The organism is Caballeronia zhejiangensis, assembly GCF_000698575.1.
Lineage (GTDB): Bacteria > Pseudomonadota > Gammaproteobacteria > Burkholderiales > Burkholderiaceae > Caballeronia > Caballeronia zhejiangensis.
On sequence record NZ_JFHD01000002.1, the window covers coordinates 333,641 to 355,097 of the forward strand.

A 21,457-nucleotide genomic window follows, 5' to 3' on the forward strand; every position below is an offset into this window, starting at 1 on the left:
CCCACGCCGCGCCCGACTCCATTCGCGCGACGCGCTCGAACGATACGAACTCATGCGCCGCTTCCCGAACGCAGAGCCCGGGCCCGCGCAGCAAGGCCCGCGCAACGACTGGCAGACGATCCGCTCGCTGCTGCCTTATCTCACGACGTACAAATGGCGCGTCGCGTTCGCGCTGACGTGCCTCATCGGCGCGAAGGTCGCGAACCTCGGCGTGCCGATCGTGATGAAGCGCATCGTCGACGGCCTCGCTTCCGTGCAGCATCTCACCGCGCTCGGACGCGCGAACGATTCGCCGGGCATCGTGCTGATCGGCGGAATCGGGCTGCTCGTCGTCGCGTATGCGGCCGCGCGGCTTTCTACGTCGCTCTTCACCGAGTTGCGCGAACTGCTCTTCGCCAAGGTCACGGAAAGCGCCGTGCGGCAACTCGCGCTGCAAGTGTTCCGGCATCTGCATTCGCTGTCGCTGCGCTTTCATCTGGAGCGACAGACGGGCGGCATGTCGCGCGATATCGAACGCGGCACGCGCGGCATCCAGCAGCTCGTTTCGTATTCGCTCTACAGCATTCTGCCGACGCTCGTCGAGGTCGGACTCGTGCTCGCGTTCTTCGTGACGAAGTACGAGGCGTATTACGCGATCGTCACGTTCATTGCGCTCGTCACGTATATCGTGTTCACGGTGAAGGTGACGGAGTGGCGCACGCACTTTCGCCGCACGATGAACGATCTCGATTCGAAAGCGAATTCGCGCGCGATCGATTCGCTGCTCAACTACGAGACCGTGAAATACTTCGGCAACGAAGAGTGGGAAACGCGCCGTTACGATGAAAATCTTCAGCGCTATCGCGCGGCCGCGATCAAGTCGCAGCGCTCGCTGTCGATGCTGAACTTCGGGCAGCAGACGATCATCGGCGTGGGGCTCGTTTTCATCCTCTGGCGCGCGACGCAGGGCGTGATGGCGGGGCGTCTGACGCTCGGCGATCTCGTGCTCATCAACACCTTCATGCTGCAGTTGTACATTCCGCTGAATTTTCTCGGCGTCGTGTATCGCGAACTCAAGCAGGCGCTGACCGACATGGATCGCATGTTCACGCTGCTCGGCGCGGGCCGCGAAGTGCCCGATGCGCCGAACGCGCCCGCGCTTGCCGTGCGCGGCGGCGAAGTGCGCTTCGAGAACGTGAGCTTCGCGTATGAGAAGGCGCGGCCGATCCTGCATGGCGTCGATTTCACGATTCCCGCGGGCACGACGACGGCGGTCGTCGGACACAGCGGCTCGGGCAAATCGACGCTCGGCCGGCTGCTCTTTCGCTTCTACGATCTCGATCGCGCGCAGGGCGGCAGCATTCGCATCGACGGGCAGGACATTCGCGACGTCACACAGGATTCGTTGCGCGCGGCGATCGGCATCGTGCCGCAGGACACCGTGCTCTTCAACGATTCGATCTATTACAACATCGCGTACGGGCGTCCTTCGGCGAGCCGCGACGAAGTGATCGCGGCGGCGCGCGCGGCGCATATTCACGATTTCATCGAGGCGTTGCCAGCGGGCTATGACACGGCCGTCGGCGAGCGTGGATTGAAGCTGTCGGGTGGCGAGAAGCAGCGCGTCGCGATCGCGCGCACGCTGCTCAAGAATCCGCCGATTTTGATCTTCGACGAAGCCACGTCCGCGCTCGATTCGAAGTCCGAGCGCGCGATTCAGCACGAACTCGACTCGATCGCGCGCGAGCGGACGACCCTCATCATCGCGCATCGGCTATCGACGGTCGTGCATGCGCAGCAGATCATCGTGATGGATCACGGGCGCATCGTCGAGCGCGGCACGCATGCGGAGTTGCTGCGTGCGGGCGGGCTGTTCGCGCAGATGTGGGCGCTTCAGCAACAGCGCGCCGCCAGCTCCGGCGAAGGAGAGGCGGCGCTGGCGACACTGGGCGAATGACGCGCTGTCCTCACTCCATCGCGTGCGCGCCGCCGATGGCGACGCCATCGTGCGATTGCGAAGCCGTCGACGACCAGCGCAGCCACTGACCGCGCAGCGCGAAGAGCGCGCCGAACGCGCACGTTGCGAGCACGCCGAACGTGGCGAAGCCCATTTGATAGCTGCCCGTGCTTTCCTTCGCGATGCCCATGATGACCGGCAGATAGAACCCGCCGATACCGCCCGCTGCGCCGACGATTCCCGACAGCAATCCCGTCTTGCCCTTCCAGCGATGCGGGACGAGCTGGAACGTCGAGCCGTTGCCCAGGCCGAACGCGATATACAGGCAGATGAGAATCGCGAGACCGCCCGCGACCGGCGGCATCCAGATCGCGAACGCGAAGTCGCCGATGGCGATGGCCGCGAGCAGCACGAGCAGCGCACGCACGCCGGTCACGCGATCGGCGACATAACCGCCGAACGGACGCACGATCGCGCCGAGAAACGCGAGCAGCGACATGAAGAGGCCGGCTTCGAGCTTCGGCATCTGATAAAGCGAGGTAAGCAGCAGCGTCACATACGACGACATGCCGACGAAACCGCCGAACGTGATGCTGTAAATGAGCATGATGACCCACGTATCGCGCTCGCCGAGCACCGACCGATAATGCCGCGGCAGCACCGCGATCGCAATGAGCGCGCCGATCACCGGCAAGAGCAGCACGCCCGCCTTGCCGCCGCCGAACACGCCCGCGTTGACCGCGAGCACCAGCACGATCAGGCTCACGAGCGTCACCGCGAAGCTCGACAGCGCGCGCATCGTGCTGCCGGTTTTCACGCCGGCATCGGACGCCCATGCGAAGAGCGCGACGCCCGTAATCGCGAGCAGCGGCAGCGCGGCGGCGGTCGACATCTGCCAGCCGAAGGCATCGGCGAGATGCGGGAACAGGAAGCCGTCGAGCACCGCGCCGATGTTGCCTGCCGCGGCGAGTCCGAGCACGAGGCCCTGCACCTTCGGCGGATAGTTGCTGCCAGCCATCGGCAACGCGACGGCGAAGCTCGCGCCGCCCATGCCGAGGAACACGCCGAGCACAAGCAACACCGCATACGACGGCACGCCGGGCATGAGCGGCAGCACGATCGACGGAATCGACGAGAGCAGGACGCCCATCAGCGCGACGCGCCGTCCATCGGTCGATTGATAGAGGTTGCCGAGCGTCACGCGCAGAATGGCGGCGGCCAGCACCGGCACCGCGACGAGAAAGCCTTGCTGCGCGGCGGACATCGTCACGTCGCGTCCGATGAACGGCGCGAGCGGCCCATACAGTACCCAGACGGTAAAGCCCGTATCGAAGTAGAGGAAGCAGGCGAGGAGCGAGCGCCAGTTGCCGCTCTTGAGCGATGCGATCAGATTGGACATTGCGGGTTCCGTATATGCGCGTACTGCCGAATGAGCACGCGACGGCCCCGAAAATTGCAAGCATCATGCCAATGGAATGCATATTTACCGATGCGCCGGGTAGCGCAAGGGTCGGCGAGGGATCAGAGCACGCGTGAGGTTCCGCGTCCCGCAAACCGACAGCACCGCGTCCGTGCGTGACCGCATGCGAATGGTGCGCCGCGCCTTCGCACGGCTCATGCGCCCGCTAGAATGCGTTCTTTGCCAAGGAAGCGCCGCGCGCGCCCGAGAAACGCATGGAACTGAAATGGCTGGAAGACTTCGTGTCGCTCGCGGAGACGCGCAGCTTCAGTCGATCCGCCGAGCTTCGGCACATCACGCAGCCCGCGTTCTCGCGACGCATTCAGGCGCTCGAAGCGTGGCTCGGCACGGAACTCATCGACCGGTCGGTGTATCCGACGCGCCTCACGCAAGCCGGCAACGTGTTCTACGAGCAGGCGCTCGCGATGCTCTCGCAGTTCCACGAAGCGCGCACGCTATTGCGCGGACAAGGCGGCGTGCCGTCGGCGACCATCGAATTCGCCGTGCCGCACACGCTTTCGCTCACGTATTTTCCGCGCTGGCTCGAACACATCGAGGCGCGGCTCGGACGCATCCGCACGCGGCTGCGCGCGCTCAATGTGCACGATGCGGTGCTGTCGCTCGTCGAAGGCGGTGTCGATCTCGTGATGGGCTATCACCATCCGAGTCATCCGGTTGCGCTCGATCCCGCGCGCTACGACATGCTCACGCTCGGCGCCGAACCGATCAGCCCGTTTTCCGCCGTGACCAAAGGCGGACGCGCGCGCTTCACGCTGCCCGCGACGGGCGAATCGCCGGTGCCGTATCTGTCGTACACGCCTAATGCGTACCTCGGGCGCATGACGGAAGTCATCATCGCGACCGCGCCGACGCGCCTCTATCTCGACAAGGTCTATGAAACCGACATGGCCGAAGGTCTGAAAGCGATGGCGCTCGCCGGTCATGGCGTCGCGTTCCTGCCGCACAGCGCTGTCGAGGATGCAGTGGAAGAAGGGCGGCTCGTGCGCCTCGATCGCGGCACGCGCGGCACGCCCGCCGGCCAGTTCACGCTGACGATGGAAATCCGCCTTTATCGCGACAAGCTCGCAGCGCAGGGCGAAGAGCCGCGACAGGCATTGATGCGCGCGCTATGGGACGCGGTCGGTGAGGAATTGCTGAAGGCGCAGCCGGAGAAGCCCGCGGCATAAGGCTCGGCGACGTTATGCAACTTTTGCATGACGGGATAAGGAAACGGCATTGGATTTGGAAACGACGTTTTTCGACAATGAGCGAATTCCTTCACCGCTGGAGCATCAATGTCTGCCTCGAAGCAACCTGTGCAAGCGCCGGACGCAAAACACGCTATCCCGTCGTATCTCCATGCCGATGATCTCGGTCCCTGGGGAAACTATCTGCAACAGGTCGATCGCGTTGCCCCGTATCTCGGTTCTCTCTCCCGCTGGCTCGAAACCCTCAAGCGCCCGAAGCGCATTCTCGTCGTCGATTGCCCGATCGAGCTGGATAACGGCACCGTCGCGCATTTCGAGGGTTATCGCGTGCAGCACAACACGTCGCGCGGTCCCGGCAAGGGTGGCGTGCGTTACCACCAGGACGTGACGCTCTCCGAAGTGATGGCGCTGTCCGCGTGGATGTCGGTGAAGAACGCGGCGGTAAACGTGCCGTACGGCGGCGCGAAGGGCGGCATTCGTGTCGATCCGCGCACGCTGTCGCGTGGCGAACTGGAACGCGTGACGCGTCGCTATACGAGCGAGATCGGCATCATCATCGGGCCGAACACGGACATTCCCGCGCCGGACGTGAACACGAACGAGCAGATCATGGCGTGGATGATGGACACCTACTCCATGAACCAGGGCCAGACGGCAACCGGCGTCGTGACCGGCAAGCCGATTTCGCTCGGCGGCTCGCTCGGCCGCAAGGAAGCGACGGGGCGCGGCGTGTTCGTCGTCGGCACGGAAGCGGCGCGGCGCATCGGCATGGAGATCGAAGGCGCGCGCATCGCGGTGCAGGGCTTCGGCAACGTCGGCGGCATCGCGGCCAAGCTGTTCCAGGAAGCGGGCGCGAAGGTCATCGCCGTGCAGGATCACACGGGAACGATTCATAACTCGAAGGGCATCGATACCGTCGCGCTGCTCGATCACGTCGCGAAGAACGGCGGCGTGGGCGGCTTCGCGGGCGCGGATCCGGTACAGGCGGAAGAATTCTGGATGATCGAAAGCGACATCCTCATTCCGGCCGCGCTCGAAAACCAGATCACCGAGAAGAACGCGTCGAAGATTCGCACGAAGATCGTCGTCGAAGGCGCGAACGGCCCGACCACGACCGCGGCCGACGACATCCTCAACGACAAGGGTATCCTCGTGATCCCGGACGTGATCGCGAATGCGGGCGGCGTGACCGTGTCGTACTTCGAATGGGTGCAGGACTTCTCGAGCTTCTTCTGGACCGAGGACGAGATCAATCAGCGTCTCGAGCGCGTGATGCGCGAAGCGTTCGCAGGCGTGTGGCAGGTCGCGAGCGAGCACAAGGTATCGGTGCGCACGGCGGCGTTCATCGTCGCGTGTACGCGCATTCTGCAGGCGCGCGAGATGCGCGGGCTGTATCCCTGATTCGGTGTCAGGCGGTCGTGCCCTTTAATTGATTGCGGGCGGCATTTCATTCGGAATGCCGCCCGCATTTGCATGAAAGCGACAAGTCGGCCGACTCGCTGCATTCGGTCAAGCATGGTCACAAAAACGCCAGTAATATGCGCGGTCGCACCGGGTTGCACCCTTACGGCGACGGCGTCTCAGAAATAAGACGGTCGTGGGTTAACAATCATTCTTTCAGAATAATTACCCTGCTAAACTTGCCCCGGTTTTTCGCCACAGGAGATCGAACACATGAAGGTTAAAAAGGCTGCGCTGCTCGTCGCCGCGCTCGGGTTTCTCGCCACCGGCGCATACGCTCAAGACGCCGGCACGCTGAAGAAAATCAAGGACACGGGCGTGATCTCGCTGGGGCATCGCGAATCGTCCATTCCGTTTTCCTACTATGACGACAAGCAGCAAGTCGTCGGCTACTCGCATGAGTTCGCGCTGAAGGTCGTGGACGCGGTCAAGCAGAAGCTCGGCATGTCCGACCTGAAGGTGAAGCTCACGCCGATCACTTCGCAGAACCGCATTCCGCTCGTGCAGAACGGTACCGTCGATATCGAGTGCGGCTCGACGACGAACAACGCCGAGCGTCAGCAGCAAGTTTCCTTCTCGAACACGATCTTCGTGATCGGCACGCGCCTCATGACCAAGAAGGATTCGGGCGTGAAGGACTGGGCCGACCTGAAGGGCAAGACCGTCGTGACGACCGCCGGCACCACGTCCGAGCGCCTGCTTCGCAAGATGAATCAGGACAAGAACATGGGCATGAACATCATCAGCGCGAAGGATCACGGCGAGTCGTTCCTGACGCTGTCGACCGGCCGCGCCGTCGCGTTCATGATGGACGATGCGCTGCTCGCGGGCGAGCGCGCGAAGTCGAACAACCCGAACGATTTCGTGATCGTCGGTGCGCCGCAATCGCATGAAGCGTACGGCTGCATGATCCGCAAGAACGATCCGGAGTTCAAGAAGGTCGTCGACGACGCGATCGCCAAGGTCGAAACCTCGGGCGAAGCGGACAAGATCTACAAGAAGTGGTTCGAAAGCCCGATTCCGCCGAAGGGTCTCAACCTCAACTTCCCCGAAAGTGAAGACATGAAGGCTCTCTACAAGAGCCCGAATGACAAGGCAATCGACTAACCGGTTCGGTAATCGAACAGACGAAACGGAAGGAGCTTGCTTCTTCCGTTTCTTTTTGGAGTGAGTCCATGTCTTATCACTGGAACTGGGGCATCCTGCTGAGTCCGGTTTCGACCGGCGAGCCCACCACCTATCTCGGCTGGCTGATTTCCGGCTTCTGGGTGACGATCACCGTGTCGCTCGCGGCCTGGGTGATCGCGCTCGTGGTCGGCTCGTTGTTCGGCATCTTGCGCACGGTCCCGAATCGCACGCTGGCGGGCATCGGCACCGTCTACGTCGCGATCTTCCGCAACATTCCGCTGATCGTGCAGTTCTTCGTCTGGTATCTCGTGATACCGGAATTGCTGCCGCCTTCCATCGGCAACTGGTTCAAGCAACTGCCGCCCACCGCGCAGTTCTTTTCGTCGTCGATCATCTGTCTCGGGCTTTTCACCGGCGCACGCGTGTGCGAGCAGGTGCGCTCGGGCATCAACGCGCTGCCGCGCGGACAGCGCAACGCGGGTCTCGCGATGGGCTTCACGCAATGGCAGACGTATCGCTACGTGCTGATGCCGGTCGCGTACCGCATCATCGTGCCGCCGCTCACGTCCGAGTTCCTCAACGTGTTCAAGAACTCGGCGGTCGCGTCGACCATCGGTCTGCTGGATCTGTCCGCTCAGGCGCGCCAGCTCGTCGATTACACGGCGCAGACGTATGAATCGTTCATCGCGGTGACGATCGCCTACATGCTCATCAACCTCGTCGTGATGCAACTGATGCGCTGGGTCGAGGCGAAGACGCGGTTGCCTGGCTACATCGGAGGCAAATAAATGCATCAGTTCAACTGGAGCGGTGTGCTCGCGTCGTGGCCCACGCTGATGACGGGCGCGAAGATCACGCTGCAGATCACCGTGCTCGCCATCGTGGTCGGCATCATCTGGGGCACGATTCTCGCGCTGTTCCGCCTTTCGGGCGTGAAGCCGCTGCAATGGTTCGCGAGCGCGTACGTCACGCTGTTCCGCTCGATTCCGCTCGTGATGGTGCTGCTGTGGTTCTTCCTGATCGTGCCGCAGCTGTTGCAAAACGTGCTCGGACTGTCGGCCGACATCGACATCCGTCTTGCCTCGGCGATGGTCGCGTTCTCGCTCTTCGAAGCCGCGTACTATTCGGAAATCATCCGCGCCGGCATTCAAGCGGTGCCGCGCGGTCAGGTGAACGCGGCGTTCGCGCTCGGCATGACCTACGGCCAGGCGATGAAGCTCGTCGTGCTGCCGCAGGCCTTCCGCGCGATGGTGCCGCTCTTGCTCACGCAGGCGATCGTCCTGTTTCAGGATACGTCGCTCGTCTACGTCATCAGTCTCGCGGACTTCTTCCGCACGGCGACGAACATCGGGGATCGAGACGGCACGTCCGTCGAAATGGTTCTGTTCGCGGGCGCGTGCTATTTCGTGATTTGCGTGGTGGCGTCGGCGCTCGTCAAAAGTCTTCAGAAAAAGGTCGCAAGATGATCTCTATCAAGAATGTTTCCAAGTGGTACGGGCAGTTCCAGGTGCTCACCGACTGCACGACCGAAGTGAAGAAGGGCGAGGTCGTCGTGGTGTGCGGCCCGTCGGGTTCGGGCAAGTCGACGCTCATCAAGACCGTGAACGGCCTGGAGCCGTTCCAGAAGGGCGAAATCACGATCAACGGCCAGTCGCTGACGGACAAGAAGACGAATCTGTCGAAGCTGCGTTCGAAGGTCGGCATGGTGTTCCAGCACTTCGAGCTGTTTCCGCATCTGACGATCACGCAGAACCTGACGCTCGCGCAGATCAAGGTGCTCGGCCGTTCGAGCGACGAAGCCACGCAGAAGGGCATGAAGCTGCTGGATCGCGTCGGCCTGCGCGCGCATGCGGACAAGTTTCCGGGCCAGTTGTCCGGCGGTCAGCAGCAGCGCGTGGCGATTGCGCGCGCGCTGTCGATGGACCCGATCGCGATGCTCTTCGACGAGCCGACGTCCGCGCTCGATCCGGAGATGATCAACGAAGTGCTCGACGTGATGGTCGAACTCGCGCAGGAAGGCATGACCATGATGTGCGTGACGCACGAAATGGGCTTTGCGAAGAAGGTGGCGAATCGCGTGATCTTCATGGATCGCGGGCTCATCGTCGAGGACGATCAGAAGGAAGCGTTCTTCGCGAATCCGAAGTCGGATCGTGCGAAGGATTTCCTCGCGAAGATCCTGCACTGAGTCTCGGCTCGGCAAAGCAAAACGGCGCTTCCGAAAAGAAGCGCCGTTTTTTATTCGATCCCGAGTTCCGATTCCATCGCCGCTGTCGTCCGTATCTCGTCGATCTTCAGCGCGGATCCGATGCACGCCTTCGCGAGCGGCTCGGCCGCTTTCCTCGCCACTTCCTCCGGCACCGGAATATTCGTCGCGCGGGCGAGATCGCCGCACTGGAACATCGCGAGATCGCCGGGGGCGAAGCGCGTCCAGATTTCGTTGTCGGTGAGCGGCGACGTCGCGATCACGGCGACGCGGTCTTCCGGCGTCGTGTACTTGGCGAAATCGATCGACATGTCGGCATCGATCAGATGCGCGGTCGAGAACGGCCAGCTACGCACCAGGTAGTACAAATGCGTCGAGCAGTGCGAGAAGAGCGCCTGCCCGTTCGACATCAGAAAGTTGAAGACGCCGTATTGCGTGATGTCGCGGGTAAGTTCGGCGAGCGCGTCGAACAGTTCGTCGAGCGGCGGCTGCGAGCACGGAAACGCGCGCCGCAAGCCTTGCAGCAGCGCGCAGAAGGCAAGCTCGCTGTCCGTCGTGCCGACCGGCTGATATACGCCGGTGAGTTCGGGTGCGTGGCCTTTGAGGTCGCCGTTGTGCGCGAAGATCCAGTGCCGGCCCCACAGTTCGCGCATGAACGGATGGCAGTTCTCGAGCAGGATATGCCCCTGCGTCGCCTTGCGGATATGCGCGATCGTGTTCTTCGACTTGATCGGATAGCGCTTCACCATGTCCGCGAGCGGCGAACTGGCGGACGACTGATGATCGATGAAAAGCCGGCAGGCCTTGTCCTCGAAAAACGCGATGCCCCAGCCGTCGGCATGATGATCGGTGACGCCGCCGCGCGCCGCGAAACCGGTGAACGAGAACGTCACGTCGGTCGGTTCGGCGCAGTTCATTCCGAGAAGTTGGCACATGATGCTGAGGCGGTCGGTTTTTGGCCTGTTGTTACAATACGTCCGACAAGCATATCACCGAGACCGAATCGAAAAAAACGCGCAAACGCTCGTCGATGCGCGCGTTGTGGAAATTCCACGGCGATTTTTTCCGGTCCTTGCGTGGACTTGCGCCATTCCAACGTTCCCCGTCATCTCGCCATGTCCGCTACTTCATCCTCGCCCAATTCGCTCACGATCGCGCGTCCCGACGACTGGCATCTGCACGTGCGCGACGGCGCGACGCTCGCGGCCGTCCTGCCGCACACGGCGCGCCAGTTCGGCCGCGCAATCATCATGCCGAATCTGAAGCCGCCCGTGACGACGACGGAAATGGCCGCGGCCTATCGCGAGCGCATTCTGGCGGCGCTTCCGAAGGGCGCGCGCTTCGAGCCGTTGATGACGCTCTATCTCACCGACAACACGCCGCCCGACGAAATCCGCCGCGCGAAGGAAAGCGGCTTCGTGCATGGCGTGAAGCTGTATCCGGCGGGCGCGACGACCAATTCCGACGCAGGCGTGACGGATCTGCTCGGCAAATGTGCGAAAACGCTCGAAGCGATGCAGGAAGTCGGCATGCCCTTGCTGACTCACGGCGAAGTGACCGATAGCGACATCGACGTGTTCGATCGCGAGAAAGTGTTCATCGACCGCGTGATGACGCCGCTGCGCCGCGATTTTCCCGCGCTTAAAGTCGTGTTCGAGCACATCACGACGAAGGACGCCGCCGATTACGTGCGCGACGCGGACGGCGAGATCGGCGCGACGATCACCGCGCATCACCTGCTGTACAACCGCAACATCATGCTGGTCGGCGGCATGCGTCCGCATTACTACTGCCTGCCGGTGCTGAAGCGCGAGACGCATCGCGTGGCGCTCGTCGAAGCGGCGACGTCGGGCAATCCGCGCTTTTTCCTCGGCACGGACAGCGCGCCGCATCCGAAGGGCTTGAAGGAGCACGCGTGCGGTTGCGCGGGTTGCTACACGGCGCTGCACGCGCTCGAACTCTATGCGGAAACCTTCGACAAAGCCGGCGCGCTCGACAAGCTCGAAGGCTTCGCGAGCTTCCACGGCGCGGACTTCTACGGTCTGCCGCGCAGCAAGGAATCGGTGACGATCGAGCGCGGTACGTGGACGTTGCCCGCCGAATTCACCGCCGGCGATTCGACCGTCGTGCCGCTGCGTGGCGGCGAATCGATCGGCTGGCGTTTCGTGGACGCGCAGTAAGCACGCCGACGTGAGCGCGGGTTTCGCCGATATCGACTGGGCGCGGCCTTGGCTCGCGTCCATCGAAGCGCGCGGCAGGCGCTGGCAGACGGCGGCGCTCGCGGGTTACGACAACTATCTCGCGACATTGAACGACGACGCCACGGCCGCCGCGCAGGTCACGGGCCGCGGCAAGCCGCTTGCATTCATCGCGCAGGAAGCGCTGCCTTCGGGTGCGTCGTACGAAGGTCACATCGCGCAGACCGGCTGCGTGCCGACGCGCCACAATCTCCACGATTTCTTCAACGCCTCGATGTGGTTCGCGTATCCGCGCATCAAGGCGGCGCTCAACGCGCGGCAGGCCGAGCAGATCGATACGCTCGGCATCGGACCGACGCGCGGCGGCGTGCGCGACGCGCTCACGCTCTTCGATGAAAACGCGGTGTTCTTCGCCTGCGCCGATGCATCGCTTGGACGCGCGCTGCGCGGTTTCGGCTGGCGCACGCTCTTCGTCGGCGAGCGCGCGGCGTGGGGCACGCGCTGCGAGGCGCGCATTTTCGGGCACGCGTTGCTGGAAAAGCTCGTCGCGCCGTACAAGGCGTGTACGGGGCACGCGTGGATCGTCGATGTTCCCGCCGACTATTTTTCGCTCGACGATGCCGCGCGCCGCGCGTTCATCGACGGATGCGTGTCCGAACGGCTGAACGCCGCGCCGATCGACAGCCGCGCGTTCGCGCCGCTGCCGGTGCTGGGCGTGCCGGGCTGGTGGGACGCGAATGCATCGCCCGATTTCTACGACGACGTTTCCGTCTTTCGACCGGGCCGCCGATCGCGCGGATGCTAAAATGACGAGTTGCAAAGCGGGCCAGGCAATCGCGGCCTCCAAGGTGAAAGCCGAAGAGGGCGAGGAAAGTCCGGACTCCACAGGGCAGGGTGATGGCTAACGGCCATCCGTGGCGACACGCGGAACAGGGCAACAGAAAGCAAACCGCCGATGGCTCCGGGCGCAAGTCCGGAGATCAGGTAAGGGTGAAACGGTGCGGTAAGAGCGCACCGCGGACGTCGCGAGACGTTCCGGCACGGTAACCTCCACCCGGAGCAATTCCAAATAGGCAGGCGCGCATCTTCGCGATGCAGGACGGGGCCCCCGTTCGTCTGCGGGTAGGAAGCTTGAGCGCGTCAGTAATGACGCGTCTAGAGGAATGATTGCCACGCGCGTCGCTTTCGGGCGGCGCGTGCACAGAATCCGGCTTATCGGCCCGCTTTGTCGTCATTCAAAAGAGAAGAGCCGGCGTCTCGCGACGTCGGCTCTTTTCGTTTTTGCTTCCGATGAAACTTACGCTTCGACGATCTCGAACGAATGCGTCAGCTCCGCCGATTTCGCCAGCATGATCGACGCCGAGCAATATTTGTCGTGCGACAGGTTGATCGCGCGCTCGACGGTCGCCGGGTTCAGGTTCTTGCCCGTCACGGTGAAGTGAAAGTGGATCTTCGTGAAGACTTTCGGGTCTTCGCTCGCGCGGTCGGCCTTCAGCGTGACCGAGCAGCCCTGGATTTCCTGACGGCTCTTTTTCAGGATCATCACGACGTCGTAGGCGGTGCATCCGCCGGTGCCGAGCAGCACCATTTCCATCGGGCGCGGCGCGAGATTGCGGCCGCCGCCTTCCGGTGCGCCGTCCATGTTTACGAGATGGCCGCTTCCCGTTTCGGCGGCGAAGGCCATGCCGTCTTGTCCCATCCAGCTAACTTTGCATTCCATGCTCAGGCTCCAGCTGTTCAGCGCGTCGTTACAGAGGCTACATTGTAGCGGTTCGGAATTTTTCCACCGGTCGCTGCTTACGAGCATCTACCGGTTGACGAAGCGTAAATCGGCGCGGCGATTCTGATGCCGGCCGTGAGCGCGCCAGTCGAGGACGGGCTCTAAAGGCTCATCGCGACGGCGTCCAGGCAGCCGCGGCCCGTAAGCATCTGAAAATAAAGGGCTTTCGGGGGACATGTCCATTGTGCTCAGATTCCAGATTATGGAATCATCTTCCACGATGCAAATCTTCTTGCTTTGCAGCATGACCGTGCCTATACTCGTTTCTGTCTCCTCCACCTCCTCCTTTGGTGGATTAAGCCCGAGCCAAGCTGCTCGGGCTTTTTTTCGTCCTCGCGCCTGTCGAAGCATTCTTTTGACGCGGCGACCAAATTCCCTTTATAATTCAAAGTTCTCTTCGCCACACGCCCGCGGAGAGAGGCTTGTGAGAGCCTGCACGCGCCCGGTTTCGACCTGAGCGCACTCATATAAGCAGGGCCGAACAAGACACAGTTCAAGGGCAGATCAATTTTTTGGATCGATCATGAAGACGTTTTCCGCAAAAGCCGAAGAGGTGACGCGCGAATGGTACGTGATTGACGCGACGGATAAGGTTCTCGGCCGTGTCGCCAGCGAAGTGGCACGCCGTCTTCGCGGCAAGCACAAGCCTGAATTCACTCCGCACGTCGACACCGGTGATTTCATCATCGTCGTCAATGCCGGCAAGTTGAAGGTCACCGGCAACAAGACCACGGACAAGAAGTACTATCGTCACTCGGGCTACCCGGGCGGCATCTACGAAACGACGTTCGGCAAGATGCAAGAGCGTTTCCCGGGCCGCGCGCTCGAGAAGGCTGTCAAGGGCATGCTTCCGAAGGGTCCGCTCGGCTACGCGATGATCAAGAAGCTGAAGGTCTACGCCGAAGCAACGCATCCGCATACGGCTCAACAGCCTAAAGCGCTCGAGATCTAAGGGGAGCCCACATGATCGGTAACTGGAACTACGGTACGGGCCGCCGCAAGAGCGCCGTCGCTCGTGTCTTCATCAAGTCGGGCAAGGGCGAAATCATCGTCAATGGCAAGCCCATCGCCGACTACTTCTCGCGTGAAACGTCGCTGATGATCGTGCGCCAGCCGCTCGAACTCACGAACCACGCCACCACGTTCGACATCAAGGTCAACGTGAACGGCGGCGGTGAGACGGGTCAAGCCGGTGCGGTTCGCCACGGCATCACCCGCGCGCTGATGGACTACGACGCTACGCTCAAGTCGCAACTGTCGAACGCAGGCTTCGTCACGCGTGACGCGCGTGAAGTGGAACGTAAGAAGGTCGGTTTCCACAAGGCACGCCGCCGCAAGCAGTTCTCGAAGCGTTAAGCGCTTCTTGCCGGACGGGTTCCGGCGAAGCTGCAAAAGCCGCCCGCACGCCCTGTGCAGGCGGCTTTTTTCGTTTTGGCGCGTTTGGGCTGGACCATGTCGAATTTTCATATAGCCCATTGATTCCATGGACATTCGGCACGATATTGAGATCAGCCCTACAATAGCGGCTAGAAGCTTAATTGGAGAATTCGAATGAGCGCTGTCAGCGACACCCCCACGACCGAAATGCCGATGCCGTTCGTCTTCACCGACGCGGCCGCGGAAAAGGTCAAGTCATTGATCGATGAAGAAGGCAATCCGGATCTGAAGCTGCGCGTGTTCGTGCAAGGCGGCGGCTGCTCGGGTTTCCAGTACGGTTTCACGTTCGACGAAGAAGTGAACGAAGACGACACTGTCATGGACAAGGCTGGCGTGCAGTTGCTCGTCGATTCGATGAGCTATCAGTATCTCGTCGGCGCGGAGATCGACTATAAGGACGACATCAACGGCGCCCAGTTCGTCATCAAGAATCCGAACGCCACGACGACTTGCGGTTGCGGTTCGTCGTTCTCGGTCTAAGCGTGCATTTCTGAGGCTGAAGAAAACGGAGCCTCAGCGGCTCCGTTTTTTGTTAACGCGGATAAATCGCGCCGAGCACGCGCTCGCCCGCCGCGCCCGTCACCGCGGGCAGATTGCCCGGCTCGCGCGCGACACAGCGCATCGCGAGCCACGCGAAAGCAAGCGCTTCCACTTGTTGCGGCGGCACGCCGAGCGCCTCGGTCGTCATCACGGGAACGCCTGCGATTCTGCTGTCTTCAAGCGCCTGCTGGAGCATCTTCATCAACACAGGATTGCGTGCGCCGCCGCCGCACACGTACACGGCGCGCGTGTCCGGCGCGTGTCGCGCGATCTCGCGCGCGACGGTCGTCGCGGTGAGGGCCGTGAGCGTCGCCTGGACATCGGCGGGAGCGAGGTTCGCGAAGGCTGCGAGCTTCGCGTCCATCCACGCCGGATTGAACAGATCGCGCCCTGTGCTCTTCGGCGGCGCGAGGTCGAAAAACGGTTCGTCGAGCAGCGCGTCGAGAAGCGATTGATCGATTCGGCCTTTGGCTGCGAACTGCCCGCCGTCGTCATAGGCGCGCTGTGTGTGGCGCAAAGCCCATTCGTCGATCAGCGCGTTGGCCGGGCCGCAATCGAAGCCGCGCACGTCTCCGTTCGCCGCGAGAATCGTGATGTTGCTGATGCCGCCGAGGTTGCACACGACGCGCGTCTCGTTCTTTTCGCCGAACACGGTCGTGTGGAACGCCGGCACGAGCGGCGCGCCCTGGCCGCCCGCGGCGACATCGCGGCTGCGGAAATCGGCGACCACGTCGATGCTGGTCATCTCAGCGAGCAACGCGGGATTGTTGATCTGCCGTGTGTAGCCTTTGTCAGGCCGATGCCGCACCGTCTGGCCGTGCACGCCGATCGCGCGCACCTTCGTCGCCGAGCATCCGCTCATGCTCTGCAGTTCGTGGCAGCAGACGGCATAGCGTGTCGCGAGCGCATTCGCGGCGAGCGCTTCGCGTTCGAGTTCGTTGTCGCCGGGCGACTGCAGTTCGAACAGCGCATCGCGCAAGCCTTTGGAAAAGGAGACATGCGCCTCGCCGAGCACGACGGGCGGCTTGCCCGTCGCGAACTGGACCGCGACACCATCGACGCCGTCCATGCTGGTTCCGGACATCAAACCGAAGTACACGCCGTCCGCCTTGCCGGTTTCGATTGCTTCGGTTTTCTTTCCCACGCTGATCTCCTCGTCGATGCCGATGTTGCCAATCAGCGGCGATTATCCGCGTTACGGGGCGAATCGTTAAGACGCGATTCCACACTCCTGAGCGCCGAATGCCGCGCAAAACCGCGCGATCAAACACGAAAGGGCGCGAATGCCCGCGTCATCGCGTAAAATCGTGAGCCTGAACAAGCAATTGCGCGCGATTTCGTCATTTTCCGCGCCCCACTTCTCGACGCGGCATCTGCGCAGGCCACGCCACCGCATCGCCGGTCATCGAACCCTTTTGACTTCACAAGCCGCAAGCATGACCACTGATTCCAACGCGCCCAGCTTCCCGATCACCGAAGATGTCAAAAGCGCGCTCGCCATCGCCAAGCGCGGCTGCGACGAACTGCTGATCGAAGACGAATTCGCGCAGAAGCTCGCGCGAAGCGCCGCGACGGGCAAGCCGCTGCGTATCAAGCTCGGCCTCGATCCGACCGCGCCCGACATTCACATCGGCCATACGGTCGTGCTGAACAAGATGCGCCAGTTGCAGGATCTCGGCCACCAGGTCATTTTTCTGATCGGCGATTTCACGTCGCTGATCGGCGATCCGTCCGGCCGCAACGCGACGCGCCCGCCGCTCACGCGCGAGCAGATCGAGATGAACGCGAAGACGTACTTCGAGCAGGCGGCGCTCGTGCTGGATCGCGAAAAGACCGAAATCCGCTACAACAGCGAATGGTCGATGCCGCTCGGCGCCGACGGCATGATCAAGCTCGCATCGCGCTACACGGTCGCGCGCATTCTTGAGCGCGAGGACTTCACGAAGCGCTTCCAGGGCGGCGTGCCCATTTCGATCCACGAATTCCTCTATCCGCTGATGCAGGGCTACGATTCCGTCGCGCTCAACGCGGATCTCGAACTCGGCGGCACGGACCAGAAGTTCAATCTGCTCGTCGGCCGCGAGTTGCAGAAGCAGTACGGCCAAGAACAGCAGTGCATTCTGACGATGCCGCTGCTCGAAGGTCTCGACGGCGTCGAAAAGATGTCGAAGTCGAAGAACAACTACGTCGGCATCAGCGAGAAGCCGACCGAGATGTTCGGCAAGCTGATGAGCATTTCGGACGTGCTCATGTGGCGTTACTTCGAACTGCTGTCATTCCGCCCGATGAGCGAAATCGAAGGCTACAAGCGCGAAGCCTCAGGCGGCCGCAATCCGCGCGACTTCAAGGTGATGCTGGCGCAGGAAATCGTCGCGCGCTTTCACTCGCCGGCGGATGCCGAGCGGGCGCTCGAAGACTTCAATCATCGCGCAAAGGGCGGCGTGCCCGACGACATTCCGACTGTCACGCTCGCAGGCGCGCCGGTCGCGATCGGCCAGCTGCTCAAGCAGGCGGGACTCGTGCCGTCGACGAGCGAAGCGCTGCGCAACATCGAGCAGGGCGGCGTGAAGATCGACGGCGCGACGGTCTCCGACAAGGGGCTGAAGGTCGAAGCGGGCGAGTTCGTCGTGCAGGTGGGCAAGCGCCGCTTCGCGCGCGTCACGCTGACGGCGTAAGCCGATGATCGCGCTCATTCAGCGTGTGAAGCGCGCCGATGTGCGCGTGGGCGAGCGCGTGACCGGCGCGATCGACGCGGGCCTGCTCGCGCTGGTCTGTGCCGAGCGCGGCGACAACGAAGCCGCCGCCGACAAGCTGCTCGCGAAGATGCTCGGCTACCGCGTGTTCAGCGATGCAGCGGGCAAGATGAATCTCTCGGTGCAAGGCGTTGCCGGCGGCTTGCTGCTCGTCTCGCAGTTCACGCTTGCCGCCGACACGAACAGCGGCTTGCGCCCGAGCTTCACGCCCGCCGCGCCGCCCGACGAAGGCAAGCGGCTCTTCGATTATTTCGTGACGCAAGCGCGCGCGAAGCATCCCGTCGTCGAAACGGGCGAGTTCGGCGCGGGAATGCAGGTGTCGCTCGTGAACGACGGGCCAGTCACTTTCTGGCTTCAGGTACGACCATGACGACTCAGGTTCTCTTTATTCGACACGGCGAAACCGACTGGAACCGCATCAAGCGCATTCAAGGGCATATCGACATCCCGTTGTCCGAACATGGCTTTCTGCAGGCGGAACAGCTCGGCCGGCGTCTGGCGCACGACGGGCGCATCGACGCGGTCTATTCGAGCGATCTGCAACGCGCGCAGCAGACGGCGCGTCCTTTCGCGGATGCGCTCGGGCTCGACGTGCGGTTATCGGAGAACTTGCGCGAGCGTTTCTATGGCGCGTTCCAAGGCCACGACAGCGACGAGATCAACGACAAGTTTCCCGCCGAATATATCGAATGGCAGACGCGCGACCCCGGCTTCTCGCCACCCGGCGACGGTGAATCGCAGCGCGTGTTTTATCACCGCATCGTGCATGCGATGGAACCGATCGTCGCGGCGCACGCGGGCGGGCGCATCGCGGTCGTCGCGCATGGCGGCGTGCTCGATTGTGTGTACAGGTTCGCGATGAACCTGCCGTTGCAGGAGCCGCGCAACTGGCCGCTGCTCAATTGCAGCGTGAACGTGGTGGACTATGCCGATGGCGGCGCGAAGGTCGCGTCGTGGGGCGATATCGCGCATCTGTCGACGGACACGGACGACGACAATCTGCGCAAGCGGGCCTAGCCGTTGTTCGTATCCCAAAGATCCCGAATCGGCCCCGCATCCGGCGCAGCAAGACCGAAGTGCCGATACGTGAGCATCGTCGCGACCCGTCCGCGTGGCGTGCGCTGCAAAAAGCCCTGCTGAATCAGATACGGCTCCAGCACGTCCTCGATCGTGTCGCGCTCCTCGCCGATAGCCGCAGCGAGGTTATCCACGCCGACCGGCCCGCCATCGAACTTGTGCAGGATGGCTTCGAGCAGCTTGCGGTCCATCAGATCGAAGCCGACGGGATCGACGTCGAGCATTTTCAGCGCTTTGTCGGCGACGTCGGCGGTGATCATGCCGTTCGCCTTTACTTCGGCGTAATCGCGCACGCGGCGCAGCAGCCGGTTCGCGATACGCGGCGTGCCGCGCGAGCGCTTTGCGATTTCCAGCGCGCCTTCCGGCACGATCTCCGCCTTCAACAACGACGCGGATCGCGACACGATGCGCGCCAGTTCGCTCGCGTTATAGAACTCCAGCCGCGACACGATGCCGAAGCGGTCGCGCAGCGGGTTCGTCAGCATGCCCGCGCGCGTGGTCGCGCCGACTAGCGTGAACGGCTGCAGATCCAGTTTCACGCTGCGTGCGGCCGGCCCTTCGCCGATCATGATGTCGATCTGATAATCCTCGAGCGCCGGATACAGGATTTCCTCGACGACCGGCGAAAGCCGATGAATTTCGTCGATGAACAGCACGTCGTTCGCTTCGAGATTCGTGAGCAGCGCGGCGAGATCGCCCGCGCGCTCGAGCACCGGTCCCGACGTCTGCCGCAGATTCACGCCCATTTCCCGCGCGATGATGTGCGCGAGCGTCGTCTTGCCGAGACCCGGCGGCCCGAACAGCAGCACGTGATCGAGCGCTTCGGAACGGCGCTTCGCCGCCTCGATGAAGATTTCGAGCTGGCCGCGCGCCTTTTCCTGCCCGATGTATTCATCGAGCTTGTGCGGACGCAGTGCGCGCTCGAACGCTTCCTCGTTCGGCGAGACGGGCGAGGCCGAGATGACGCGTTCGGCGGCGAGTTTGTCGGTTTCGATCATCTTTCGATTGTACAGCGAGCTTTTGCGCGACGAAGCTGGCCGAATGGCCTAGGCTATCAGCCCTTCGAAAGCGCCTTCAACGCCAGCTTGATGCCCTCGGACACGCCCGTTCCGGCCGGCACGTTCTTGACCGCGGCGAGCGCTTCCTTCTCCGAATAGCCGAGCGCGAGCAGTGCGTTGAGAATGTCGGACGCGTGATCGGACTGCGAAACCGTGCCCGCGATCGCGCCGAGATCCGCGCCGAGCTTGCCTTTCAGTTCGAGCAGCAGGCGCTCCGCCGTCTTCTTGCCGATGCCCGGCACGCGCGTGAGGCGCGCGGCGTCCTGCGTCGTCACGGTTTGCGAGAGTTCGTGCACGCTCATGCCCGAAAGCACCGCGAGCGCCATGCGCGCGCCGATCCCGCTGATCTTCAGCAACTCGCGGAACGTCGAACGCTCCTGCGCGGTGAGAAAACCGTACAGCAGATGCGCGTCCTCGCGCACGATCAACTGCGTGAGCAGCACGACCTTCTCGCCGGCATTCGGCAGGTTGTAGAACGTGCTCATCGGCACGTCGATTTCGTAGCCGACGCCGTTGCAATCGACGAGCAAATGCGGCGGATTTTTTTCCAGCAGAACGCCGGCGATGCGACCGATCATGTTTGGTATTCGTAGAGGAAATTAGCCGATGAGACGACCGCGCCGCACGCGCAAGCCCTTCTTGGCCAGCCCCGGCGCGATGCCGCCCAGGGCCGCGAGGCCGGTGCCGCCGTGCGCGTGACAGATCGCCATGCCGAGCGCATCGGCGGCGTCGGTGCCGGGCACGCCGGAAAGCGACAGCAGACGCACGACCATCTGCTGCATCTGTTCCTTGGTCGCGCGTCCGTAGCCGACGACCGCCTGCTTCAGTTGCAGCGCCGTGTATTCGGCAACCGGCACGCCGCTCGCGACGAGCCCGCAGATGGCCGCGCCGCGCGCCTGCCCGAGGAGCAGCGTCGACTGCGGATTCACGTTGACGAAGACTTTTTCGATCGCCGCCTGATCCGGATTGTGCTGCGCGATGAGCGTCGAGATGCCGCTGAAAATGGTGTTGAGACGCGAAGGCAGATCCGCCTCGGCCGTCTTGATGACGCCGCTCGTCACGTAGTTGAGCGTGTGCCCCGTCTTCTCGATGATGCCGAAGCCCGTCACGCGCAGGCCGGGGTCGATGCCAAGGATTCTCATTCGTTCGCGTTTCGCGGCTCGTTGAAACTAAAAAGGCCTGTTTGCGCCGTTCGAAGCGCAAACAGGCCAATCTT

22 protein-coding genes and 1 other RNA gene are annotated in these 21,457 nt (G+C 62.7%); 16 read left to right on the forward strand and 7 right to left on the reverse strand.

Annotation, left to right across the window (positions count from 1 at the left end; genetic code table 11):
• The first annotated feature begins 52 nt into the window (after nt 1–52).
• Nucleotides 53–1,936, forward strand: coding sequence for an ABCB family ABC transporter ATP-binding protein/permease (locus BG60_RS05040; protein ID WP_008351592.1), 1,884 nt, complete (start codon nt 53–55; stop codon nt 1,934–1,936).
• A 10-nt stretch (nt 1,937–1,946) separates the two neighbouring features.
• Here BG60_RS05040 and BG60_RS05045 read toward each other — a convergent pair whose 3' ends face one another.
• Nucleotides 1,947–3,335, reverse strand: a complete 1,389-nt coding sequence (locus BG60_RS05045; RefSeq protein ID WP_034470596.1) for an MFS transporter — start codon at nt 3,333–3,335, stop codon at nt 1,947–1,949.
• Between the two features lie 275 nt (nt 3,336–3,610).
• On the opposite strand from BG60_RS05045, the gene BG60_RS05050 reads away from it, so the two are divergent.
• The 6 genes from BG60_RS05050 to BG60_RS05075 all read left to right on the forward strand — a co-directional run bounded on the left by BG60_RS05050 (nt 3,611) and on the right by BG60_RS05075 (nt 9,380).
• On the forward strand, nt 3,611–4,582 hold the full coding sequence (locus tag BG60_RS05050; RefSeq protein ID WP_034470598.1) for a LysR family transcriptional regulator: 972 nt from the start codon (nt 3,611–3,613) through the stop codon (nt 4,580–4,582).
• A gap of 108 nt (nt 4,583–4,690) precedes the next feature.
• Nucleotides 4,691–6,004: a Glu/Leu/Phe/Val family dehydrogenase gene (locus tag BG60_RS05055; RefSeq protein WP_008351589.1), complete on the forward strand. Its 1,314-nt coding sequence runs from the start codon at nt 4,691–4,693 to the stop codon at nt 6,002–6,004.
• Nucleotides 6,005–6,277: 273 nt separating this feature from the next.
• Nucleotides 6,278–7,171, forward strand: a complete 894-nt coding sequence (locus tag BG60_RS05060) for a glutamate/aspartate ABC transporter substrate-binding protein (protein ID WP_008351588.1) — start codon at nt 6,278–6,280, stop codon at nt 7,169–7,171.
• A 68-nt stretch (nt 7,172–7,239) separates the two neighbouring features.
• Complete coding sequence (locus BG60_RS05065) at nt 7,240–7,980, forward strand: amino acid ABC transporter permease (protein ID WP_008351587.1); 741 nt, start codon at nt 7,240–7,242, stop codon at nt 7,978–7,980.
• Nucleotides 7,981–8,658, forward strand: a complete 678-nt coding sequence (gene gltK / locus BG60_RS05070; RefSeq protein ID WP_008351586.1) for a glutamate/aspartate ABC transporter permease GltK — start codon at nt 7,981–7,983, stop codon at nt 8,656–8,658. It abuts the gene before it with no gap.
• Nucleotides 8,655–9,380, forward strand: coding sequence for an amino acid ABC transporter ATP-binding protein (locus BG60_RS05075; RefSeq protein WP_033536539.1), 726 nt, complete (start codon nt 8,655–8,657; stop codon nt 9,378–9,380). The genes gltK and BG60_RS05075 overlap by 4 nt, the downstream gene beginning before the upstream one ends.
• A 50-nt stretch (nt 9,381–9,430) precedes the next feature.
• On the opposite strand, the gene BG60_RS05080 is transcribed toward BG60_RS05075, so the two are convergent.
• On the reverse strand, nt 9,431–10,333 hold the full coding sequence (locus tag BG60_RS05080; protein WP_075583487.1) for a class II glutamine amidotransferase: 903 nt from the start codon (nt 10,331–10,333) through the stop codon (nt 9,431–9,433).
• Between the two features lie 180 nt (nt 10,334–10,513).
• Here BG60_RS05080 and pyrC point away from each other — a divergent pair, with 180 nt between their 5' ends.
• The 3 genes from pyrC (at nt 10,514) to rnpB (ending at nt 12,827) form a co-directional block, all read left to right on the forward strand.
• The gene (pyrC, locus tag BG60_RS05085) at nt 10,514–11,578 is read left to right on the forward strand and encodes a dihydroorotase (RefSeq protein WP_034470601.1); all 1,065 of its coding nucleotides are present in this window, start codon (nt 10,514–10,516) and stop codon (nt 11,576–11,578) included.
• A 10-nt stretch (nt 11,579–11,588) separates the two neighbouring features.
• Nucleotides 11,589–12,401 (forward strand): DUF3025 domain-containing protein, encoded by an 813-nt coding sequence (locus tag BG60_RS05090; RefSeq protein WP_033536582.1) that lies wholly within the window; start codon nt 11,589–11,591, stop codon nt 12,399–12,401.
• A 13-nt stretch (nt 12,402–12,414) separates the two neighbouring features.
• An RNA gene (gene rnpB, locus BG60_RS36255) (RNase P RNA component class A) lies at nt 12,415–12,827 on the forward strand.
• Between the two features lie 66 nt (nt 12,828–12,893).
• Here rnpB and BG60_RS05095 read toward each other — a convergent pair.
• Entirely contained in the window at nt 12,894–13,316 is a 423-nt protein-coding gene (locus BG60_RS05095) for an OsmC family protein (protein ID WP_014190403.1), read from the reverse strand.
• 583 nt (nt 13,317–13,899) lie between these two features.
• Here BG60_RS05095 and rplM point away from each other — a divergent pair.
• The 3 genes from rplM (at nt 13,900) to erpA (ending at nt 15,293) form a co-directional block, all read left to right on the forward strand.
• A complete protein-coding gene (rplM, locus tag BG60_RS05100) occupies nt 13,900–14,328 on the forward strand; it encodes a 50S ribosomal protein L13 (protein ID WP_008351572.1) in 429 nt (142 codons plus the stop codon).
• A gap of 11 nt (nt 14,329–14,339) precedes the next feature.
• Nucleotides 14,340–14,732 (forward strand): 30S ribosomal protein S9, encoded by a 393-nt coding sequence (gene rpsI, locus BG60_RS05105; RefSeq protein WP_008351569.1) that lies wholly within the window; start codon nt 14,340–14,342, stop codon nt 14,730–14,732.
• Between the two features lie 195 nt (nt 14,733–14,927).
• On the forward strand, nt 14,928–15,293 hold the full coding sequence (gene erpA, locus BG60_RS05110) for an iron-sulfur cluster insertion protein ErpA (RefSeq protein ID WP_008351567.1): 366 nt from the start codon (nt 14,928–14,930) through the stop codon (nt 15,291–15,293).
• Between the two features lie 52 nt (nt 15,294–15,345).
• Here erpA and BG60_RS05115 read toward each other — a convergent pair whose 3' ends face one another.
• Entirely contained in the window at nt 15,346–16,476 is a 1,131-nt protein-coding gene (locus tag BG60_RS05115) for an anhydro-N-acetylmuramic acid kinase (protein WP_034470794.1), read from the reverse strand.
• Nucleotides 16,477–16,789: 313 nt separating this feature from the next.
• Here BG60_RS05115 and tyrS point away from each other — a divergent pair, with 313 nt between their 5' ends.
• The 3 genes from tyrS to BG60_RS05135 are packed head-to-tail and all read left to right on the forward strand — an operon-like array spanning nt 16,790 to nt 19,123.
• Complete coding sequence (gene tyrS / locus BG60_RS05125) at nt 16,790–18,028, forward strand: tyrosine--tRNA ligase (protein ID WP_034470608.1); 1,239 nt, start codon at nt 16,790–16,792, stop codon at nt 18,026–18,028.
• A gap of 4 nt (nt 18,029–18,032) precedes the next feature.
• Nucleotides 18,033–18,476, forward strand: coding sequence for a D-aminoacyl-tRNA deacylase (gene dtd, locus BG60_RS05130; RefSeq protein WP_034470612.1), 444 nt, complete (start codon nt 18,033–18,035; stop codon nt 18,474–18,476).
• Complete coding sequence (locus BG60_RS05135) at nt 18,473–19,123, forward strand: histidine phosphatase family protein (RefSeq protein WP_034470613.1); 651 nt, start codon at nt 18,473–18,475, stop codon at nt 19,121–19,123. Before dtd ends, BG60_RS05135 begins: the two co-directional genes overlap by 4 nt.
• On the opposite strand, the gene ruvB is transcribed toward BG60_RS05135, so the two are convergent.
• From ruvB to ruvC, 3 genes are read right to left on the reverse strand one after another with little or no spacing between them, the layout of a single operon-like run.
• The gene (gene ruvB, locus BG60_RS05140; RefSeq protein WP_008351556.1) at nt 19,120–20,181 is read right to left on the reverse strand and encodes a Holliday junction branch migration DNA helicase RuvB; all 1,062 of its coding nucleotides are present in this window, start codon (nt 20,179–20,181) and stop codon (nt 19,120–19,122) included. The genes BG60_RS05135 and ruvB overlap by 4 nt on opposite strands.
• 56 nt (nt 20,182–20,237) lie before the next feature.
• A complete protein-coding gene (gene ruvA, locus BG60_RS05145) occupies nt 20,238–20,819 on the reverse strand; it encodes a Holliday junction branch migration protein RuvA (protein ID WP_008351554.1) in 582 nt (193 codons plus the stop codon).
• Nucleotides 20,820–20,840: 21 nt separating this feature from the next.
• Nucleotides 20,841–21,383: a crossover junction endodeoxyribonuclease RuvC gene (ruvC, locus tag BG60_RS05150; protein WP_008351552.1), complete on the reverse strand. Its 543-nt coding sequence runs from the start codon at nt 21,381–21,383 to the stop codon at nt 20,841–20,843.
• Between the last annotated feature and the right edge of the window lie 74 nt (nt 21,384–21,457).

Excerpts from the sequence above, each read along its gene's own strand:
- BG60_RS05040 (WP_008351592.1), top strand. The coding sequence starts at position 53 with ATGCGCCGCTTCCCGAACGCAGAGCCCGGGCCCGCGCAGCAAGGCCCG.
- BG60_RS05045 (WP_034470596.1), bottom strand. The coding sequence starts at position 3,335 with ATGTCCAATCTGATCGCATCGCTCAAGAGCGGCAACTGGCGCTCGCTC.
- BG60_RS05050 (WP_034470598.1), top strand. The coding sequence starts at position 3,611 with ATGGAACTGAAATGGCTGGAAGACTTCGTGTCGCTCGCGGAGACGCGC.
- BG60_RS05055 (WP_008351589.1), top strand. The coding sequence starts at position 4,691 with ATGTCTGCCTCGAAGCAACCTGTGCAAGCGCCGGACGCAAAACACGCT.
- BG60_RS05060 (WP_008351588.1), top strand. The coding sequence starts at position 6,278 with ATGAAGGTTAAAAAGGCTGCGCTGCTCGTCGCCGCGCTCGGGTTTCTC.
- BG60_RS05065 (WP_008351587.1), top strand. The coding sequence starts at position 7,240 with ATGTCTTATCACTGGAACTGGGGCATCCTGCTGAGTCCGGTTTCGACC.
- gltK (WP_008351586.1), top strand. The coding sequence starts at position 7,981 with ATGCATCAGTTCAACTGGAGCGGTGTGCTCGCGTCGTGGCCCACGCTG.
- BG60_RS05075 (WP_033536539.1), top strand. The coding sequence starts at position 8,655 with ATGATCTCTATCAAGAATGTTTCCAAGTGGTACGGGCAGTTCCAGGTG.
- BG60_RS05080 (WP_075583487.1), bottom strand. The coding sequence starts at position 10,333 with ATGTGCCAACTTCTCGGAATGAACTGCGCCGAACCGACCGACGTGACG.
- pyrC (WP_034470601.1), top strand. The coding sequence starts at position 10,514 with ATGTCCGCTACTTCATCCTCGCCCAATTCGCTCACGATCGCGCGTCCC.
- BG60_RS05095 (WP_014190403.1), bottom strand. The coding sequence starts at position 13,316 with ATGGAATGCAAAGTTAGCTGGATGGGACAAGACGGCATGGCCTTCGCC.
- rplM (WP_008351572.1), top strand. The coding sequence starts at position 13,900 with ATGAAGACGTTTTCCGCAAAAGCCGAAGAGGTGACGCGCGAATGGTAC.
- rpsI (WP_008351569.1), top strand. The coding sequence starts at position 14,340 with ATGATCGGTAACTGGAACTACGGTACGGGCCGCCGCAAGAGCGCCGTC.
- erpA (WP_008351567.1), top strand. The coding sequence starts at position 14,928 with ATGAGCGCTGTCAGCGACACCCCCACGACCGAAATGCCGATGCCGTTC.
- tyrS (WP_034470608.1), top strand. The coding sequence starts at position 16,790 with ATGACCACTGATTCCAACGCGCCCAGCTTCCCGATCACCGAAGATGTC.
- dtd (WP_034470612.1), top strand. The coding sequence starts at position 18,033 with ATGATCGCGCTCATTCAGCGTGTGAAGCGCGCCGATGTGCGCGTGGGC.
- BG60_RS05135 (WP_034470613.1), top strand. The coding sequence starts at position 18,473 with ATGACGACTCAGGTTCTCTTTATTCGACACGGCGAAACCGACTGGAAC.
- ruvB (WP_008351556.1), bottom strand. The coding sequence starts at position 20,181 with ATGATCGAAACCGACAAACTCGCCGCCGAACGCGTCATCTCGGCCTCG.
- ruvA (WP_008351554.1), bottom strand. The coding sequence starts at position 20,819 with ATGATCGGTCGCATCGCCGGCGTTCTGCTGGAAAAAAATCCGCCGCAT.
- ruvC (WP_008351552.1), bottom strand. The coding sequence starts at position 21,383 with ATGAGAATCCTTGGCATCGACCCCGGCCTGCGCGTGACGGGCTTCGGC.